At 58.3% G+C, this 14,259-nt stretch carries 12 protein-coding genes; 4 read left to right on the top strand and 8 right to left on the bottom strand.

Going from position 1 to position 14,259, the window contains the following annotated elements; translation table 11 throughout:
* Positions 1 to 285: 285 nt before the first annotated feature.
* The 4 genes from ACYP5B_RS29425 to ACYP5B_RS29410 form a co-directional block, all read right to left on the bottom strand.
* Positions 286 to 2,514, bottom strand: coding sequence for a xanthine dehydrogenase family protein molybdopterin-binding subunit (locus ACYP5B_RS29425; protein ID WP_459572006.1), 2,229 nt, complete (start codon positions 2,512 to 2,514; stop codon positions 286 to 288).
* Entirely contained in the window at positions 2,511 to 2,975 is a 465-nt protein-coding gene (locus tag ACYP5B_RS29420) for a (2Fe-2S)-binding protein (protein WP_459572005.1), read from the bottom strand. Before ACYP5B_RS29420 ends, ACYP5B_RS29425 begins: the two co-directional genes overlap by 4 nt.
* Positions 2,976 to 3,056: 81 nt before the next feature.
* Positions 3,057 to 4,448, bottom strand: a complete 1,392-nt coding sequence (locus ACYP5B_RS29415; RefSeq protein ID WP_459572004.1) for an MFS transporter — start codon at positions 4,446 to 4,448, stop codon at positions 3,057 to 3,059.
* A 179-nt stretch (positions 4,449 to 4,627) separates the two neighbouring features.
* Positions 4,628 to 5,599 (bottom strand): amidohydrolase family protein, encoded by a 972-nt coding sequence (locus ACYP5B_RS29410; protein WP_318230916.1) that lies wholly within the window; start codon positions 5,597 to 5,599, stop codon positions 4,628 to 4,630.
* A gap of 196 nt (positions 5,600 to 5,795) precedes the next feature.
* On the opposite strand from ACYP5B_RS29410, the gene ACYP5B_RS29405 reads away from it, so the two are divergent.
* Positions 5,796 to 6,227: a MarR family winged helix-turn-helix transcriptional regulator gene (locus ACYP5B_RS29405; RefSeq protein ID WP_318230915.1), complete on the top strand. Its 432-nt coding sequence runs from the start codon at positions 5,796 to 5,798 to the stop codon at positions 6,225 to 6,227.
* A gap of 418 nt (positions 6,228 to 6,645) precedes the next feature.
* Here ACYP5B_RS29405 and ACYP5B_RS29400 read toward each other — a convergent pair whose 3' ends face one another.
* The 4 genes from ACYP5B_RS29400 to ACYP5B_RS29385 form a co-directional block, all read right to left on the bottom strand.
* Positions 6,646 to 7,050 carry a DoxX family protein gene (locus ACYP5B_RS29400; protein WP_400101593.1) on the bottom strand — a complete coding sequence of 135 codons (405 nt, stop codon included), beginning with the start codon at positions 7,048 to 7,050 and terminating at the stop codon, positions 6,646 to 6,648.
* Between the two features lie 283 nt (positions 7,051 to 7,333).
* Positions 7,334 to 8,137, bottom strand: coding sequence for an enoyl-CoA hydratase/isomerase family protein (locus ACYP5B_RS29395; protein WP_318238314.1), 804 nt, complete (start codon positions 8,135 to 8,137; stop codon positions 7,334 to 7,336).
* Positions 8,138 to 8,331: 194 nt separating this feature from the next.
* The gene (locus ACYP5B_RS29390; RefSeq protein WP_459572003.1) at positions 8,332 to 9,624 is read right to left on the bottom strand and encodes an MFS transporter; all 1,293 of its coding nucleotides are present in this window, start codon (positions 9,622 to 9,624) and stop codon (positions 8,332 to 8,334) included.
* Between the two features lie 62 nt (positions 9,625 to 9,686).
* On the bottom strand, positions 9,687 to 10,868 hold the full coding sequence (locus ACYP5B_RS29385) for a porin (RefSeq protein ID WP_459572002.1): 1,182 nt from the start codon (positions 10,866 to 10,868) through the stop codon (positions 9,687 to 9,689).
* Positions 10,869 to 11,373: 505 nt separating this feature from the next.
* Here ACYP5B_RS29385 and ACYP5B_RS29380 point away from each other — a divergent pair.
* Genes ACYP5B_RS29380 through ACYP5B_RS29370 form a run of 3 tightly spaced genes read left to right on the top strand, consistent with a single transcriptional unit; the run spans position 11,374 to position 14,163 of the window.
* The gene (locus tag ACYP5B_RS29380) at positions 11,374 to 11,817 is read left to right on the top strand and encodes a bacteriohemerythrin (RefSeq protein WP_459572001.1); all 444 of its coding nucleotides are present in this window, start codon (positions 11,374 to 11,376) and stop codon (positions 11,815 to 11,817) included.
* Positions 11,818 to 11,840: 23 nt separating this feature from the next.
* Complete coding sequence (locus ACYP5B_RS29375; RefSeq protein WP_459572000.1) at positions 11,841 to 12,824, top strand: PDR/VanB family oxidoreductase; 984 nt, start codon at positions 11,841 to 11,843, stop codon at positions 12,822 to 12,824.
* Between the two features lie 37 nt (positions 12,825 to 12,861).
* Positions 12,862 to 14,163, top strand: coding sequence for a Rieske 2Fe-2S domain-containing protein (locus tag ACYP5B_RS29370; protein ID WP_459571999.1), 1,302 nt, complete (start codon positions 12,862 to 12,864; stop codon positions 14,161 to 14,163).
* Positions 14,164 to 14,259: the final 96 nt, after the last annotated feature.

Raw genomic sequence — 14,259 nt, 5'->3', positions numbered from 1 at the left:
CGGATGCAGCCAGGGGCTCTGTCTCGATCTGTTTGAATCGCCGTACAGGCGCCTCTAGACGCTTGATCTTGTCCGGCGTTCCGCGATCAGTCGCGCCAATCTTCCGTTCACGATTTCAGCGTTGCACGCATTAATCTTGTAATCGGGCCCCTTGTGCTCTGGCCATGAATGTCACCATGGCCGGATTACGCACTCACGCTGAACGAGGCAGCCACGCTATGTGAGTTATCTACGCAGCTCTGTACGAACTCGCCATGCCGGTTGCTGGCCACGTACGAGCACGCGTCAGGCAAGACGCTCCAAGACCTTGCTCGGCAGAAAAGGTAAATCGCGTAAGCGTGTGCCGATCGCATTCGCCACAGCATTCGCCAGCGCGGCGGCCGTCGGGGGGAGCGAACATTCGCCTGCGCCAAGAGAAGGTTCGTCGGGACGGTCCAGCAATACGACGTCGATCGGCGGCACCTCGGCGAAGGTCAAGATCGGATATTCCTGCCAGCCGCGCGAGGTGATTTCCGAACGATTGAACGTGACGCGCTCCCTGAGCGCCCAGCTCAGCGCCTGAACGATGCCACCCTCGATCTGGTTTTTCACGCCGTCAGGATTGATTACGCGGCCCACGTCCACTGCAGCAGTCACGTTTGCAACGCTGATGACACCCGTTGAGCGGATAACGTTCACATCGATGACGATTGCTACATACGCCTGAATGCTCTCATAGCGTGAATAGGCGAAGCCACGTCCACGCTGCCCATCGCCTTTCACCGCGGGTTGCCAATTGGAACGATTTGCCGCCTCTCGCACCACAGCGATCGCACGCGGATCACTCAGATGCGCCAGGCGGAACGCAACCGGGTCTGCGTTTGCTGCGAGAGCAAGCTCGTCCATGAACGACTCGATCGCAAACTCGTTTCCGAAAGCGCCCAAGGTGCGCAGCGAACTGTTGCGGACGGGCGCATCCAGCAGTTGATGGTTGGTCACTTTCCTGCGCGGCAGATCGTAGACTGGCACGGCATTGCGGTCACCGTTACCGTATGGCTGTGGAATACGCGCCGGTGAAGACGGTGGAAAAGGCTTAGCGAGGTGCCAGGCGGCGAGCAGATTGACACCGCCGGGTTGGCCTGGCCGCATTGCGTGCGAATTGCTCCATACGTCATAGTTCCAGTCGGCGATCCGGCCGTCTTTAGACAGGGCTGCCTTCGCCTGCATCACCATTGCGGGACCGATCGGCGCCCACGCGAATTCATCATCGCGCATCCATTGAACCTTTACCGGCCGTCCCGCCACTTCGCGGGCAAGCAGCGCTGCATCGAGCGCTACGTCATCAGCGCCATTGTGGCCATAGCAACCGGAACCCGGAACGTGCACCACGTCGACCGCGCTTGTGGGCAATTCAAGCACCGTGGCGAGATCGCCGCGCAGCGGAAACACTCCCTGCGTGTGAGACCACACAGTCATGCGCCCATCCTTGAGCAGCGCAACGGAACACGAGGGGCCAAGTGACGCGTGCGAAAGATAGGGGCGAGAGTAAGTCGCTTCCAGTTGCATCCCGCCATCTGGTGCAGGGGTATCCTGCCCCGCTACGCTAACCACCGAATCCTCACTCCTCCAGCGAGGCAATGCCTGTTGGAGATGATCCACGTCCGGCAGCGGCACAAAATCTTTGCTCCACTGCGCTGCCTCCATCAATGCACGGCGCGCATTGATCGCTTGCTCTTCCCGCTCCGCTATCACGCCGAGAAAGTTGCCATTGCGAACAACAGTGACTACACCTGGGAGCCGCCTTATCGACGAGTCGTCCACCGAAATCAGCTTTGCGCCATATCTCGGCGGCCGCACTACACGACCAAACAGCATATTGGGAAGGCGTATATCCTGAACGAACGCCGCGCCACCAGTAAACTTCGCGGGAAAGTCAATGCGAGGCACCGACTTGCCAACCAACTTATACTCCGATGGGTGCTTTGGGGTGCCCGCTGCAGTCACCTCGCGTGCGAGCAGTCCTCGTTCGTCCCTGACGAGGTCGGCGTAAGTGGCGCGACGACCATCGGCAACCAGAATCACACCGTTCTCGACCCGGAGATCCGACTGCGACACATCGAAGCGCCGGCAAGCCGCAGCTAGCAGAACGGCTCGCGCTTCAGCTGCGGCAATTCGTAATGCCGCCCCACTCCGCTCGACTGATTGGCTGCCGAAGGTATACCCCTCGTTCGGGCTGCGGGTCGTATCCGCCGATATCATGCGAACACGAGCAAGATCCACATCGAGTTCGTCCGCGGCGATTTGCGAGAGCGCAGTGAGAATGCCCTGACCCAGCTCAGCCTTTCCGGTAAAAATGGTGACTGTGCCTTCGCGGTCGACTCGAATCCAACCGTCGAGCCTTCGATTGGCACGAAGATCGACCGGGAGATCGGGCTCGGCTTGCGCAAACTCCGAAAATGGCGCGAGCGAGAACGTCGCGATGACTGCTCCAGCCAGTTTCCCGAACGCGCGCCGGGAAAGTTTGACGGTATTCATCCGCGCAACTCCTCCGCAGCCCGCTGGATCGCGCGGACGATTCGATTGTGTACGCCGCACCGGCATTTCTGGCCGGCCATCTCGCGCCGTATGGTCGCCTCGTCCGGATATGGGTTCCGGTCGAGCAGCGCCTTCGCGGCCATCAGCATCCCGCTCGAGCAATAGCCGCACTGTGCGGCCTGCTCAGCAAGGAAAGCTTTCTGCAATGCGTGAAGTCGTTTGGCCTTGCCCAGGCCTTCGATAGTGGTCACCTGAGCCGCACCTACCGCACCAACGGGAAGAACACATGAGCGTGTCGCTTGGTTGCCAATCAGCACCGTGCAGGCGCCACACTGTGCCTCGCCACAACCGAATTTTGGGCCATTCAACTGGAGGTCGTTGCGCAGCACGTATAGCAGCGGCGTATCTGCTGGTGCCGTCAGAAGGTGACGCTTGCCGTTCACCGCGATCGAAATGCTCATATTGGCTCCTGTCACCTCCGGTACCTGAGTGCTCAGGCATCCGCCGGCATGTCTACTCGAGAATCAAGCTGGATATAGTCGTCATCGATGGTTCAAGATGGGCACCGAGCCGTCATCGGTTCGATTTCCGCCCTTAACACCCGCGAGAACAACCAGCAGGAGACACGCGATCAATGCAGGCACCGCTGCCGCAATAAACAGTGCGGTATTTGACCAGTGCAGCTCAATGAGTTGTCCCGCCACTACAGGACCCACGATCGAACCGGCCCGTCCAATTCCCAGGCTCCAGCCAACCCCGGTTGCCCGAAGCGAAGTTGGATACAGCGTAGCGGTGAGCGCATTGATCGCCGGCTGCCCGCCGACAATGCAGACCCCGCTTATCAATACGACTGCGTAGCGCAAGCCAAGCGACAAGTCAGGGATGCCGACAGCTGCGACCGAAACCGTCCCGATCAGAAAGCCGAGCGTCAGTACACGATAGAAGCCGAAGCGGTCCATCAGCGGCCCCACAAGCAACGCGCCCGCAGTACCTCCGATCTGCAATGAGGTGCCGATGAGCACCGCCGTCGCAGTGCCGTCTCCGCCACGCATGGAAAGCATCGGGAGCCAGTTTGACAGGAAAAAGAGATCTAGCAGGTTTGCGAAGTTAATCCCCCATAGCAACAGCGTAGTCGTGCCGCGGCCCTCTCGAAAAAGTTCGCCAACGGAAGCCTTCGCATGTGTTTGTCCATGCACAACAAAGCTGGTTGACGCTCCAATATGCACATTCGGTGCGATCCGGCCAAGCCACTGAGCAATCTTTTCTGGATTGCGTCGCTTAATCACAAGCAGTTGCAGCGATTCCGGCAGATACTTCAACATCGCCACAGCGACCAGCAGTGGCAAAACACCGCCGACCAGGAATACCGACTTCCAGCCCTCAGCAGGCACCAGAGCTGCACTGAGAAGACCTCCAGCGATTGCGCCGCCCGTGAACCCACATGAAACCCAAGTCATCAGCGATGCCCGCTGCTTGTGCGGACTGTACTCGCTGACCAGCGCGATGGCGTTACCCATCACTCCACCGATACCGACACCGGTCATAAAGCGAATCACAAGGAACTGCGGAATCGTCTGAACAAGGGTGGTACCGAGCATGCACAGGCCGTAGAAAACGGTCGCCCAGACCAACACCGGCCGGCGTCCCACTCGATCGGCCATAGCCCCAAGTACGATTGCACCCGCAAGCATCCCGAACAAGCCCGCACCGAAAACAGGGCCGAGGCTTGCAGGACTGATGTGCCAGGCCTGAACGATCGCGGGCGCGACAAAGCCCAATGCCTGTACGTCGAAGCCGTCCATCACCACGGTGCAGCCAATCAGCACCATGATCCATTTCTGGAAGGAACTCAGGGGCTGGCTATCGATCAGGGCGGCAATGTCGATAGCCGTTGGACCAGCCTCTTCGACTTGCTGGGGAGTACCAGGGATCAAGATTGCACCTCGTTCCGTTTAAGCATGAGGCCGCTCTACAACAGAGAACTTCCGTTTCGAGAAGCTGACATTCGGCGATCAGCAAAGCTCGCCTACAAAATTCCGCACATGCCGCAGGTCCGCACGACAGGTCGCTAGAACCGATATCCAGGTGAAACCGAAGCAGTGCCCACCGACTCTCACGCAAGTCCGAACAATCGCCGTGCGTTGTCCCGGCCGATCTTCACGCGGTCAGTTTCGCTGATCGAACAGGAGTCGAACCACTGCGCAGCTTCGTCATGCGTTTCGAACGGGTAGTCAACCGAGTACATGATCCTGTCACTGCCAACTTCCAGCATCGTGGACAAGAGAGTCTGGGTCCTGAAATTTCCGCTGGTAGTTACGTAGACGTTCTCTCTGAGGTACTCGCCCACAGTCCGCTTGCATGGCAGTCCTCGCGGCGCCTTGCGCAGGATGTGGTCGACGCGCCAGACGTTGAACGGAATCCCCTCGCCCAGATGGCCGAGAATCATCTGGAGCCCGGGATTGCGGTCGAAGAGACCTGACGTCATCAGCCTCAGTGCGTGAATGCTTGTCTCAACCGCGAACGCCCAAGTCGCGGCGGTAAGCCACGGAAAGCCGTCGTAGATCGGCTCACGGGACGGTAGCGGATCCCTGGGGTGCATGTAGAACGGCTTGCCGAGCGCCGCCGCGCTGGCCCAGAAGTCCGTGTACTGCGGCGCGTCGTAGTACACGACACTTTCGGCATCACCCACCTGTGAAAATCCGTTCACCATAAAACCGTGAAAGCCAAGTTCCTTGACGCTCCGCTCCAGTTCCCGCGCCGCGGCATCAGGATCCTGCATAGGCAGCGCAGCAAATCCCCCCAGGCGGGATGGGTGCCGGGAAACATGCTCAGCGAGAACATCGTTGGCTCGCCTCGCAATATCGATCGCTTCCTTTGCATTCGGAATGCCCTGGATGCCTGGCGAGTTGAGCGACAGGATCGAGTACTCGGTTCCGCCCTGCTCCATACGCTCGAGCCGCTGCTGCTCAATGTCCATCAGATTGGACTTCAGCATTTCCCAAACCGCGGGCGGTGCATAGATTTTCGACTGGTCGATAGTCAGGTCTATCGCAAAGTGCTCTTCAAGCGCAATTTTGTTTCTCATCGATCTGCTCCAGTTCGGCGCGTACCACCTCACTCATGTAAGGAGGAAGTGGGGTAGCACACAGGTTCGCTTGGACAATTTTTATTTGATTTTTCAACTACTCTGCAGCGGAGTATAATTGATTTATCAAATATATGTACAAGCGTAAACCCTCACCTCATCGACGACCGTGAACACACCCAAGAGACCTGAAGAATTGGAAAAGGCGATTCCCTTCCTGATGGCGCGTGCCACAAACCGGATGGGAAACGCGTTCTCAAAGGCACTCAAGCCGTTTGGCCTGAACCTCAGCGAATGGCGAGTCTGCGCCTCGCTCCTGTACGTTCCCCGGCAGACCTTGTCCGAGTTGTCTCTACATGCGTCGTCAGATATCTCCGCCCTGTCGAGAATCATTGACCGTCTCGAGAGTCAGGAGCTGGTAAGCCGCGAGAGGAGTACGACTGACGGACGGTCGATCAGGGTCGTCCTGACCAAAAAGGGGGAAGAACTTGCTCTACGCATCGTCCCGATCGCGAAGCGCCATGAGGCGGTGGTCCTCTCCGGTTTCACCGCAGACGACGCAAAGGCACTGCGCTCCATGCTGCTAAAGTTGTACGAGAACGCTGGTGCGCTTGACGAGCTGCTTTAACCTCGCTCCCGTCGGATCGGGATTTCCGAGCAGACGCTTTACGGGTGACAGAAGCGGTACGTGGGCCTGCGATCGGATCAGGTCCGCGAACCGAAGCGGTTGCAGGACGAGAATGCGGGCTGAAAAAGCTGGTCGCAGAGTTGAGCCTGGACAACGCGATCCTGAAGGATATCGCGGTAAGAAAGTGGACGCCCGCGCTGAGGAGACGAGCCGTGAGCCGCATGGCAGATCACTACAGTCTCAACACACGGCGGGCCTGGCGACTCGCGAAGCCCGCACGCGGCACGTCGCACTACCGCCGTATCAATAGTCTCCGGACGGAACTGCCAGTGCATACGGGAAGTTGGCGCACACGCGCGTCCGCCATGATTTACTCAATCGACCCGCTGCGCAGCGCGGCTCCTGGCCTTGGGTGAGGCTACGCGATCCGCTCGCGCAGACGGCGAGCGTCGAGGCTGAACCGAGTCGCGCCGATAGCCACGATTTGCAGGAGACCTCCTGTGATCATGAGGTTCTTCAGGAAATGGATCATCGTGTTCTGGTCCGCGAAGTTATTGTGGAAGAAGACTGCGGTGGCAATTGTGAAGGCCGCCAGCCAGATTGCGACGATCCTGGTCCGCAAGCCCACAAGGAGCAGAAGACCACCACCGACTTCGGTCGCCACTGCGACTACATAGCCTAACAACGGGAACGGCAGTCCCACGGCGGCAATATGGGCTTGGGTCGCGGCAGGCGCGCCGATCTTGCCCAGGCCGCTCATGATGAAGATAGCTGCAATGAGGATACGGCCGACGGCGGCGAAGTTGTGAGCTTGCTTTTCCATTATTTTGTCCTTTTCGGGCTAGGGATACGGGCTGGGGAGTTGGGCATCAAGCCGCAACTGCTGCGCTTCACCTGAGAGGAAAGCCCGGCACGTTGAGATGTGCTCTACGGGCAGCCATGTATTTGATTTTTCAACTATCATAGATGGATCTACTTGAATTTTCAAGTAGAAATACCCGCGTAAGCCCTCGGCTTGTCCCTGATATGCGCTGCACCAGGCGACACTGGACGGCGTAGGATCAGCTCTGGCTGCAATCGAACCCAACACGATCGCGAATCCCATATCAAGAGGATTTGCCGAACACCGGCTTGCGCTTCGCCCTGAAGGCGCCGATGCCTTCTACGGCATCGGCGTTTGCAGCGCAGCGCATCATGCCGTCGTGCTCTGCGCGTAATTGCGCGGCAAGGGCATCGCCACGCAGTGGATTGCAGAGCGATTTGATAACAGCCATCGAGGTGGCGGACATATCAGCAAGCTGGCGTGCCGTTTCAAGCGCTTCGCTACGAAGCGCTTCGGTTGACACAAGCCGATCAACGATACCAAGTGCAGCACATTCCTCCGCGCTGACCGTACGGTTGGTCATGAATAGTGCGCGCGCTCTCGCCTCGCCGATGCGCTCCGCCAGAAAGCAGGACGCACCCGCGTCCGGCGACAGGCCAATGGCAGCATAGCCACAGCGCATCTTGAGGCTGGCGTCGCAGATAACCACGTCGGCGCTGAGCGCCAGGCCTATGCCACCGCCACCGAGCGCACCCTGAACTGCGCTGACAACTGGCTTGCTCGAGTTGCGCAACTGCTGCACTGGCGCGCTGAGCAGGTCAATGATTTCTCCGAGCAAAGGAGCCAGGCCAGGGCCCAGATTTTCGCCGAAGAATGCAAGATCACCACCTACACTGAAGCCCTTCCCCTCGGCGCAGAGAAGGATCGCGCGTACCGCCGCATCGCTGACAGCCCGGTCAATCGCACTCGCCCACGCAGCGGCGAGTTCATGGTTGATGGCATTGAGCGTATCCGGCCGATTCAGCATCACTATGCCTATACCATTGTCCACGCTGGATATGACCGGGGAACTTGTCTTGATTGCCATAGTGATCTCCTTGATCTCCTGTCGCCGGGGTTGCCGCGATCGGTGAGGCTTGCTTGAAAATTGTGCCGTGCAAGCACGGCACCAAAAGATCCCGGCCTGGCAAATGGGGATTTGCCGGGATCACGGAGACAAGCACAACTCGAGATATTGATTGCACGCCGTTACCAGGGATACAGCACGTAGCATCCTTATCGTCAGGCTGAGGCATCATTCAGGGCGTTGCCATCTCCGGCGCCGGCCAAGGTGGTCCGGGCTTCCCCTTGATGCGGCGGAAAGGCATACGGCCCGATCCTCAGAATGGCGATGGTGCCGGCTGCCAGTGCCGCAACGAATCCGCCGATTGCCGCGCTGTACGAATGCGTAATGTCAAACGACAGTCCAAGCAGATAGGTACCTAGTGCTCCGCCCCATGCCCACGTCACCCAAATGGCGCCAGTAACGCTGCCGAAAGAACCCATTGGAAAATACCGACTGACCAGGAAGGTCAGGATGTCGCCTTCCGCTCCTGCCGCAATTCCAACCATGACAGCGGCGAGCGTCATGGCCACCACGGAGTTCGCGCCAATCAGCAAGCCCATGCCAATCATTGCCAGAACAAATACAGCCGCTGCAACATAGGGAGCGAAGATCCGGTCCATCACATATCCGGCTGCCAACCGGGCAATCAACGAGCCGATGCCTACGGTAGAGAGCATTCCTGCCGCGGCCATCGACGAATGACCCCGGTCTGTCGCGATCGGGACAAGCTGAGAGATTGCGCCAAACGTTGCGACCGAAACGGTGAAGATCGCAATCGCGATCAGCCAGAATGGCCTGCTCGAATTCAAGATCGTTCCCAAAGGAACCGAGTGGCCGGCGTCGCTCGGCTCTTTGGCGTGGCGTCCCGGCTTGTGCGCTTGCTCATGACCGGCCGGTAGCCGTACGAGTAACGCCAAGGCCACAACGGGAACCAGTGTGACCAACGCCGCAACGCCCCAGTAACCGCCGCGCCAGCCGAAGCGCGACAGCAAAAAGCTGGCGTACAGGGGCATCAGTGCAGCGCCAATGCCGGTACCGGCATTCACCAGTCCAAGTGCGAGTCCGCGCTTGCGGTTGAACCAGGTGCAAATGGCTGTTGCATACGGCATCACTGTAGCGGCGGATCCAAAGAACCCCATGACGCCGAATGCTACGAGGAACAAATCGAGCCGTGGTGGCATCAACGGCACGAGCGCGATTGATCCTCCGAAAAGTACGACATAAATCGATGTGACCTTGCGCAAGCCAAATCGGTCTATAGCCATGCCCAGCGTCAGTGACCCGACACCTGACGCCAATGCGAAGACGGTCAGCCCCAGGGATACCGAAGCGCGCGACCACCCGAACTCAGCACCAATCGATTTTGCAAATACCCCAAACATGTAGACGCCAACCACGCCCGCGCCGACAGCCACGCAGAGTGATCCGGCAACCACGTTCCACCATCGATTGATTGGTTGTGTGAACATGTACTGTTTCCTCAAATGCAAGTCTTTGTATGTGTGGATGCGGGCGTCTTTTCCATGTGACGTCAGAATTTATGGCGAATACCTACCATGACGCCTGACTGATTCACGCCGGGCAGTGGATTCGAAGTGCCCGGGAGTGCACCACCATCAACCGTAATCGCCGCGTCACGTTGGTTGAATATGCGTCCCGCGGTGATGTACGCCGCAGTCCTCTTGGAGAAGAGGTACGAGGCACGCGCGGCGATGACAGATGCACCCAGCTGAGTACCGCTCACCCCGAGATGCCCATACTGCAAATCGAGTGAGACTTGCGGAACAGGGAGATAGACCCCGCCAATCCACCAGTAGTCGCTCGACTTGTTGAACACACCCGGCGCGACAAATCCGTGGTTAATCCGGTGAAGGTAGCCCGCACCAACTGTGGCAGTTCCAAATTTCACGTAGCCATTGATGAGACTACGAGTGTCGGTCTGTGAGCTATTCGGCAGTTGGGAGCCAGTGCCACCTCCGCCATAGTTTCGATCAAACGCCCCGGCGACCCCCCAGGTCGGCGCTTCGTACTTCAGCAGGACCGACATCGATTTACATGCCCGATAGTCTGAAGGCGACTCCCCCGCACATCCGCCAGCTGCTGCTGGTGCCACCGCGTCACGGCCAAGCGAATAGGTGGCAGCTATAGTGAACCCGGAGAAGCTGAGGGTATAGTCAATCGCGTTGTCAACCCGCGCGGTCGACAGATAGGTATCGAGCAGGCCAGCCGCAAAGATATTGGGGCCCATTGTGTCGCCGATCAGCGATAAGTAGATTTGAGAGTACAGGCGCCCCAGGGAGACGGCTCCCCATGGCCCAATCAGGCCCACATAAGCCTGTCTTCCAAACAAACGTCCACTCTGGTTGGCGGAGCCCTGGTTCGGTGCAAAACCTGATTCGAGGACCACAATCGACTTGTATCCGCCCCCCAAGTCTTCGATGCCCCGCAGGCCCCATCGTGATGGATACGAACCTGTGAGCGACGGCATGCGCACCACGCCCGACTTCTGGGCTCCCACATTGCTCACATACTCAATGCCCGTGTCGATAAGACCGTACAACGTGAGACCGGGCGCCAGTGCTGCCCCGTCATAGGCATGCGTACCACCGCTGACGACCATGGTTGCAAGAGCCAGCGCGCAGCGCGCCAACGGCCGCCGGAGCCGGCTATTGAGCCGAGTTGACCGTAGTTTCATCTCCTCTTTCTCCTCCATTTGTGAGCCAACTCTTATCTTCCATGGAAGATAGATCTAGGCATGAGTCAATGTCAACCACGCTCGCTTACAGAGTTTCCCTGAGTCGTAATACGCATTACATGTCTTCCCAGGAAGCATCCTGCTTTTCGAGGTGCATCATCCATCACCACTCACTATGGTTGGTGTTTTCCCTAGCTCGACATGTTTGTCGTTGCTATCTACTCTTCCGTGGAAGACATTTTCTGCGCGACCCGCCGGTGAAAGTTGCCTCGTGTCATCCACAGAAGGCTGCTGGATGGATCGCTATTCGTCAGATCGCATCTACGGGCAGTAGGCGACGGACGAGCAGGTGGGGCGTTTGGCTCAGCGGAGGAGCAAGCGAATGTATGTTTCACGCGGATGGATGCCGCGGGATACCGAGCTTCTTCATGCCGAAAGCAGTGCGACTCGACCGGCCGTTGGCATACGTGGGTGGTGAGCCTGCTCTGTATGAGCCTCTGGATGTAATCGATCGAGGATGCATATGATGGAGACCCCCGGCTTTGCTTGGCACGACGACTTTTCGCTCGACCATCAAACGATGGACGAGACGCATCGAGAGTTCGTCGCATGTGTGCACGCGTTGCTGACAACCGAAGACGCTTGCCTTGAGCAAGCACTGGACACCTTCACTGAGCACGCACATCGTCACTTTGGCGAAGAAGATTCCGCGATGCGTGAGACAGCTTATGGATCAGCGGGGTGCCACATCGACGAACACGCGGCGGTTCTCAAGTCGGCATCCGAAGTGCGTGCGATGCTGGCCGAAGGGCGAACCCACGTAGTTCGCTCCTTCGCGCAAGCACTGGTGGACTGGTTTCCGGAACATGTGCGGGTGATGGACCAAGGCCTCGCGCGCTGGCTGGTCCATCGTCAACTGGGCGGTTCCCCTGTAGTCATACAGCGGCGACGCACTGTCATCAGCTGATTTTTTTTACCTAATGATCTTCCATGGAAGATATTGGAACTGTGATGGATAGTTTGCTGCAAGTGAAAGTCACCGCGAAGACGTTACTGGCCGAAGGCATTGCTGGCTACGAACTCACACCGGTAACGGGAGCGACCCTGCCTGCATTCGAGGCCGGCTCGCATATTGATGTGCATTTGTCCGGAGGGCTGGTACGGCAGTACTCCCTGTACGAATTGCCCACCGAACACTCGGGTTATCGGATCGGCGTACTGCGCGAACCAGAATCTCGTGGAGGCTCCGCGACACTTGTGGATACTATTGGCGAAGGAGACATGCTTTCGATCAGTCCCCCTCGCAATCACTTCGCCCTACATGGCGAGAAGACCAGCTCTGTGCTCTTCGCTGGCGGCATTGGTATTACCCCCATCCTTTGCATGGCGCAGCAGCTCGCGCGCGATGGCCGCCCCTTCGAGATGCACTATTGCGGCCGCACATTATCGCGGATGGCGTTTGTCGACCGTCTACAAGCGGAGGATTTTCGCGACCAGGTACGCGTTCATGTTGACGATGCAGCCCCTGAGCAACAACTTGATGCGCGCTTCGCGATAGGCGCCCCATCACCCGACAAGCACCTGTACGTGTGTGGACCTGCGGGATTCATGAACCACATCCTTCAGACGGCAAGCGAGCTCGGTTGGGACGAAGAACACCTGCATCGCGAGTACTTCGCTGCGGCGCCAATCGACCACACCGCTGACTCTCCGTTCGAAATCGAGATCAAGAGCAGCGGCAAGGTCATCAAGGTCGCCGCAGACCAGAGCGCTGCCCACGCACTTCTGGACGCCGGATTCGACTTGCCTCTTTCCTGTGAGCAAGGAGTTTGCGGCACCTGCATGACCAAGGTGTTGTCCGGTATCCCGGACCATCGGGATCTTTATCTTACGAGCGACGAACACGAACGCAATGACTGCTTCATGCCGTGCTGCTCCCGCGCAAAGACTCCACGACTGCTAGTCGATCTTTGAATCTACTAGCCGTCATTTCTGAAGAAAGAGGATCAACATGCTGACCAGTCAGGACAACGAACTGATTTGCCGCACCGGCCCAAACACCGCCATGGGCAACGCCATGCGCCGATTCTGGTTGCCGGTAGTGCAGTCATCCGATATGCCTCAACCAAACGGGGAGCCTCAGACCATCGAGGTCCTTGGCGAAAGGTTTGTCGTATGGCGTGACCAGCAAGGACGCCCTGGCCTCTATGCTGAGGGATGTTTGCACCGGGGCGCGTCAATGCAGTTGGCCCGATCGGAAGGCGATGGCCTGCGCTGCATTTATCACGGCTGGAAGTTCGCGGTTGATGGAACAGTGCTGGAAACGCCTAACGTCGGGGACCCCAAGTTCAAGGATCGCATCAAGGGCCGAACCTATCCGGTTCGCGAGACTGGCGGTATCGTTTGGGCTTACCTGGGTCCTAAGGGCGAAGAGCCGCCGTTCCCACACTGGCCTTTCATGGATCTGCCGGATTCCAATCGCATCAATGTTCGTGCCATCGTCAACTGCAACTATGTTCAGGTCATTGAGGGGCTTGTCGACTCGTCCCACCTGACAGTACTTCACGGATCGGCACTTGCCAAAACCAATGACTCCGATCTCGACTACGCAAAGAAGACGACGCACATGCAGTTCGACGCGGCGCCCATCATCGAAGCAGATGAAACGGACTTCGGCTTTCATTATGTGGCGATCCGGCAAAGCGATGAGAAGCGGATTGCCCGCGTCACATCGTTCATTGCCCCGTGCTTTATCGCCAACGCAAACGGCGACCTGTTGCTGGCGATAGTTCCGGTCAACGACGAACGTTGCAATTTCTTCCACATCTGGTGGGACGCTGAGAAGCATATCGGGGACGAGCCGCTGCGCACGCAGCAACTCACCTTCGTTGGGCTTGATGACCCCACACTCCGTAAGTATGGAATGACGCAGGACACTTGCGATTCCCCGAACACGATGTCCTTGGCTAACGGTTTCGGCCAGGATCGGGTCCAGCAGCGCAACGGCCACTTCACCGGCTTTGACAGCATTACGCAGGAAGACGCTGCATGCAGCATCTCAAGCGGCCCGATTCGCGACAGATCGCAGGAGCTGCTATGCAGTGCGGACGTCGCGATCAGCCGTCTGCATCGATGCCTGTTGACGGCCGCCCGAGCAGGTCGCGACCGACAGGAAATTCCGGCGTTGCGTGCGCAGGCAGGTCGCGCAATTGGTGTGTCCGCCGAAATCGGTTTGGATGAGGACTGGCGCGGACTGGTCCCACACCATCAGATCACTTCTTCTCTCCGTGCACGCCCAGGGCACAGCCAATAAAGGCTCTTTTGAAAAATGAGTGGGTTATGCGGCATGCGGGTTGATCGCGGAGAAGTCGAGCTTTCCGGCGATCAGGAAGATCACGGTGCGCATGGT

This window comes from Cupriavidus sp. 8B (assembly GCF_054589115.1).
Note: the sequence above shows the minus strand (reverse complement) of the source record. Positions and strands in the feature narration are given on the sequence as shown.

What these genes read in the sequence shown, in the direction of transcription:
- ACYP5B_RS29425 (WP_459572006.1), bottom strand. Translation starts at nt 2,514, where the DNA reads ATGAATACCGTCAAACTTTCCCGGCGCGCGTTCGGGAAACTGGCTGGA.
- ACYP5B_RS29420 (WP_459572005.1), bottom strand. Translation starts at nt 2,975, where the DNA reads ATGAGCATTTCGATCGCGGTGAACGGCAAGCGTCACCTTCTGACGGCA.
- ACYP5B_RS29410 (WP_318230916.1), bottom strand. Translation starts at nt 5,599, where the DNA reads ATGAGAAACAAAATTGCGCTTGAAGAGCACTTTGCGATAGACCTGACT.
- ACYP5B_RS29400 (WP_400101593.1), bottom strand. Translation starts at nt 7,050, where the DNA reads ATGGAAAAGCAAGCTCACAACTTCGCCGCCGTCGGCCGTATCCTCATT.
- ACYP5B_RS29395 (WP_318238314.1), bottom strand. Translation starts at nt 8,137, where the DNA reads ATGGCAATCAAGACAAGTTCCCCGGTCATATCCAGCGTGGACAATGGT.
- ACYP5B_RS29390 (WP_459572003.1), bottom strand. Translation starts at nt 9,624, where the DNA reads ATGTTCACACAACCAATCAATCGATGGTGGAACGTGGTTGCCGGATCA.
- ACYP5B_RS29385 (WP_459572002.1), bottom strand. Translation starts at nt 10,868, where the DNA reads ATGGAGGAGAAAGAGGAGATGAAACTACGGTCAACTCGGCTCAATAGC.
- ACYP5B_RS29380 (WP_459572001.1), top strand. Translation starts at nt 11,374, where the DNA reads ATGATGGAGACCCCCGGCTTTGCTTGGCACGACGACTTTTCGCTCGAC.
- ACYP5B_RS29375 (WP_459572000.1), top strand. Translation starts at nt 11,841, where the DNA reads ATGGAAGATATTGGAACTGTGATGGATAGTTTGCTGCAAGTGAAAGTC.
- ACYP5B_RS29370 (WP_459571999.1), top strand. Translation starts at nt 12,862, where the DNA reads ATGCTGACCAGTCAGGACAACGAACTGATTTGCCGCACCGGCCCAAAC.